This is a genomic window from Ruegeria arenilitoris (assembly GCF_013032445.1).
GTDB classification, from domain to species: Bacteria; Pseudomonadota; Alphaproteobacteria; order Rhodobacterales; family Rhodobacteraceae; genus Ruegeria; species Ruegeria arenilitoris_F.
In genome coordinates this window covers 1-4,401 of sequence record NZ_WQCA01000070.1, presented here as the reverse complement: position 1 = coordinate 4,401, position 4,401 = coordinate 1, and the positions used below count along the sequence as shown (strand labels likewise).

Below are 4,401 nucleotides of genomic sequence, written 5' to 3'. Positions count from 1 at the left end.
CATGGCTGTTTAGAAAAGATCGTGACGGATCGCTTCGTGTCCTACAAGGCTGCGCTCAGAGAACTGGGTGCACTCGAAAAACAACAGACGGGCAGGTGGCTCAACAACCGCGTCGAGAATTCGCACCTGCCGTTTCGACGGCGTGAACGCGCCATGCAACGTTTCAGGCGCATGCGAAGTTTACAGAAATTCGCCGCTGTCCATTCCTCCGTAAACAACCATTTCAACCAGGAGCGATCGCTCACCAGCCGAGACACCTTCAAGCTGACACGCACCGCCGCTCTTAGCGAGTGGCGTCAACTTTGTTCCGGATAGGTTCACGGTTTCTGCGGCAAACAGAGACTGGTTCGAATTTGTCTGACAGCACCCTCGCAGAGTGGCGCGAACTTGGTGCGGCATAAGGGGCAGCTATACTGGCCTGGCTGAGACTGGTTCGAATTTGTCTGACAGCACCCACGGTGCAGCAATTTCGCTACGGAAATGACGACATCGCAAGAATCTCATGGCCTTGCTGGGCTTGACGGAGGAGGGCGCGGTCAACTTGCCACTGCCCAACAAGGTCGCGCGCCCAGCCAAGATAGCTTGAAGAGCAAAAACCTAATAGACTGGAGTCACTTCAACTGTCCAAGAGGCAGTCATGTCTCATAACGTCGGTGAGTGGCTCGAACAATTGGGCCTTGGCGAATACAGTGAATCCTTCGCCAAAAACAGGATCAAATTTGAGCACCTACCATACCTCGGTGAAGATGATTTAATCGAACTAGGTGTTGAAGCCATGGGCGATCGCAAGTCGTTGTCGCGCGCCATCGCTGCTCTTGATGAAAAAAGAGCTGAACCGTCAGAAACCACGAGCTTGGGAATTAGGTCAACGTCCATGCGCACGGCTGATGCCGAGCGACGACAACTGACTGTAATGTTTTGCGATTTGGTTGACTCAACAGCACTCTCACAACAGCTCGATCCAGAAGACCTGCATGAAGTTATGCGACGGTATCAGGACACAGTGGCCGGTTTGGTTGCTCGTTTCGAAGGTCATGTTGCCAAGTTTCTCGGCGATGGAGTGCTCGCTTTCTTTGGCTGGCCGCGCGCATATGAGGACCAAGCGGAGCGTGCTGTTCGCGCAGGAATGGCTGTCACAAAAGCGGTGCAATCTTTAAAAAGTGTTTCCGAGCAATCACTTACGGCCAGAGTCGGAGTGGCCACCGGAAAGGTCGTAATCGGCGACATAGTAGGCGAAACCACGACGGAAAAGGATGCCGTTGTCGGTGAAACTCCTAACCTGGCTGCCCGGGTGCTAAATGTGGCTTTACCAGGCCAAGTAGTGACAGATGCCTTTACCCACAAACTAATCGGGGGTGCGCTGGATTTTGAAGCACTTGGGGCACAACGACTCAAGGGATTTGAAAAACCCGTTGCGACTTGGCGGGTGGTCGGTGAGCCTGCAGCCGAGACCCGGTTTAAGTCAGCACACTCCGGTACTCTCAGTCCATTTGTCGGGCGCAAGCATGAATTAGACCTGTTAAATCGTGCTTGGCAGTTGAGTCGGGAAGGTACAAGTCAGGTTGTTTTGATAAGCGGGGAGCCTGGGATAGGGAAATCCCGATTGTTAGAAGCAATGCGCGAAGAGTTTGGCGAAACGGACTACGCACGGATAACGATCAGCTGCTCACCCCATCATACAACCAGTCCATTTTACCCTCTTATCGTCCACTTGGAGCACGTGTTGCGATTTGCCCGCGAAGATGGAGCCAATGGCAAGTTGGCAAAACTGGAAGGAGCTCTTCGCGGTCTAAACTTACCGTTGATTGAAGTGATACCTTTGCTAGCCTCATTGTTGTCGATTCCGCTTCCTGACGACAGGTATCCGCCAACAAGACTGGCACCGCAGCAGCAAAAATTGCAAACGATGAAGGCAATCGTTGTTTGGCTCTTGGACGAGGCCAGCAAAAGACCGGTCATTTTGGCTTGGGAAGACTTGCATTGGGCGGACCCGTCAACATTGGAGTTGTTGGCGTTCCAACTCGAAAAATCTACAAATGCTCCAATCCTCAATATCCTCACCTTTCGCCCGGAATTTAAACCGCACTGGCCAAGCCGCCGATGCATGCGCCCAATTGTCCTTGATCGTTTGAAGAGGACTGAAGTCGAAAACCTGATAAATTTGCAAACTGGAGGAGATCAACTGCCTCAGGAAATGGTCGAGCATATCGTGGGCAAGACTGACGGAGTGCCACTTTTTGTTGAAGAACTTACCAAAGCGATGTTGGAGGCGAGTTTCGTACAAAAGCGAAATGGACGTCTCGAGTTAAAAGGCCAGCTGTCGGATACAGCTGTCCCAGCAACGTTGCAGGACTCCCTCATGGCAAGATTGGACCAGTCTCCCAAATTACGAATGATAGCGCAATTTGGTGCCGTACTTGGTCGAGAATTCGACTATGAAATGCTGCTTGCTGTTTCTTCAATTGAAGATGAGGAATTGCAACTAGGATTGGCTCGACTCGTGGCCGCCGGGCTGCTTCAACAACGGGGAAAACCGCCTCACGCGAAGTATGAATTTAAGCATGCGCTAGTCCGTGACACTGCGTATGCGTCTTTGCTGAAGGCGAAACGGCGACGATTGCACGCTCTTTCAGCAGAGGTAATCGAAACGATGCGTCCAGAGATTGCGGGCAAAAGGCCTGAAACATTGGCCTACCATCTTTTGGAAGCAGGCAAGCATGATGCCTCGATTAAATTCTGGATCAAAGCCGGTGAGAAAGCGATAGCTCGTTCTTCAAACGTGGAGGCTATAGCGCATTTTAACATTGGGTTGAAATTGGTTCCCGCCATTGATCATCCAACCAGAAAGATGGAGGTTGAGTTAGAGCTACAATCCAAATTGGCTGTCCCTCTGACATTCTCAAAGGGCTGGACAGCGCCGGAAGTGAGGAGGGCGTATCAGCGAGCGCGCAAACTTTGTGACCGCCTTGGCCGAACGGAAGACTTGTTCCCAATTCTGAGGGGGTATTGGAACTATCGCCTCTCCAGAGGAGAACACCGACACGCTTTGAACCTTGCAGAGAAGCTGGGTTCTCTCGCTAAACAAGAGGGCAATGCGCAGCGGCGTGCACTTGGACACAGAGTTCTCGGCACGAGCCTATTCTTCGTAGGCCAATCCAAGGAAGCTGCGAAACACCTTCAAGCGGGTATAGAAATTGACGACACTCTTTGTGAACGGCAACGTCGGGAAGAAGTCGCGATTCATGGCGATAGCGCTGGTGTTATTTGCAGGTTGTACTCAGCCTGGAATTTGTGGTTGAGCGGGTTCCCAGACAGTGCCGTCCATATGGCAGAAGAAGGGCTCTCTTTCAGCCAAGATCTGTCGGTCAGCCATTGTGTCGGTTGGGCGCTGAGCTTCAAGGCTGTTATTCTCAATCACCGCAGGGAGTTCGCGGCTTCTCTGTCCGCATCTGAAGCGGCCGTCACGCATGCCCGGGAACATGGTCTGGCGGCTTGGCTGGCCTTTGGAGGAATGTGCCGGGGCCGCGCTCTATGTGGGTTGGGCGAGTATGAGGAGGGTTTGGATCAGTTGAGAACCGGGCTAAAAAAATGGCACGAAACGGGTGCAGGGCTTGGTGATACTCAATGGCTTGCTTTCCTTTCTGCAAGCTGCATTGACGCATGCCACTTTGACTCGGCATGGGTTGCCATGGAGGAAGCCGAAGCTATTAAATCTTCAAACCAAGAACGCTTTTTCCTTGCTGAGCTGGAGCGGTTAAAAGGCATCCTACACTTAGAATCTGGTGACACTGCTAGCGCGGAACTGCAGTTTCAAAAGGCGATTGACCGAGCGCACGCGCAACATGCAAAATCACTGGAGTTACGAGCAGCTACCAGTCTTGCTTTACTGTGGCGAGACCAAAACTGCGAGTCCCGGGCAAGATCACTACTGACACCAATTTGCAGCTGGTTTTCTGAAGGCTTTGAGACACCTGATTTTTTGGACGCCAATGCTCTACTCAAACAGTAAGGTCTTGTCAGATTAACTTTGCTTGAGCGGGGTAGGGGTGTTGCGTAGCTTTTGCCCATGACCAGACCTGCCTCAATCAAGTACTTCAAAACCAGTCCCGAGATCATCCGCCTTGCGGTGATGCTGTACATCCGTTTCCCATTGTCGCTTAGGAATGTCGAAGGGTCTTGTCAGAAGAACTTTGCTTGAGCGGGGTAGGGGTGTTGCGTAGCTTTTGCCCATGACCAGACCTGCCTCTTTCAAGTACTTCAAAACCAGTCCCGAGATCATCCGCTTGGCGGTGATGCTGTACATCCGATTCCCGCTCTCGCTTCGGAATGTCGAAGATCTGCTGCATGAGCGAGGCATCGACGTGAGCCACGAAACTGTCCGATACTGGTGGAACAGGTTTG

General features: G+C 52.1%; 3 protein-coding genes and 1 pseudogene. All 4 read left to right on the top strand.

What is annotated here, in order from left to right; all coding sequences use genetic code 11:
- A partial coding sequence (locus tag GOW98_RS25380; protein ID WP_170337376.1) for a DDE-type integrase/transposase/recombinase occupies positions 1-315 on the top strand: 315 nt, incomplete at its 5' end.
- 322 nt (positions 316-637) lie between these two features.
- Entirely contained in the window at positions 638-4,009 is a 3,372-nt protein-coding gene (locus tag GOW98_RS25375) for an AAA family ATPase (RefSeq protein ID WP_170337375.1), read from the top strand.
- A 57-nt stretch (positions 4,010-4,066) separates the two neighbouring features.
- Complete coding sequence (locus GOW98_RS25370; protein WP_437436877.1) at positions 4,067-4,198, top strand: hypothetical protein; 132 nt, start codon at positions 4,067-4,069, stop codon at positions 4,196-4,198.
- Between the two features lie 31 nt (positions 4,199-4,229).
- Positions 4,230-4,401 (top strand): annotated as a pseudogene (locus tag GOW98_RS25990) (IS6 family transposase); the annotation flags it as partial.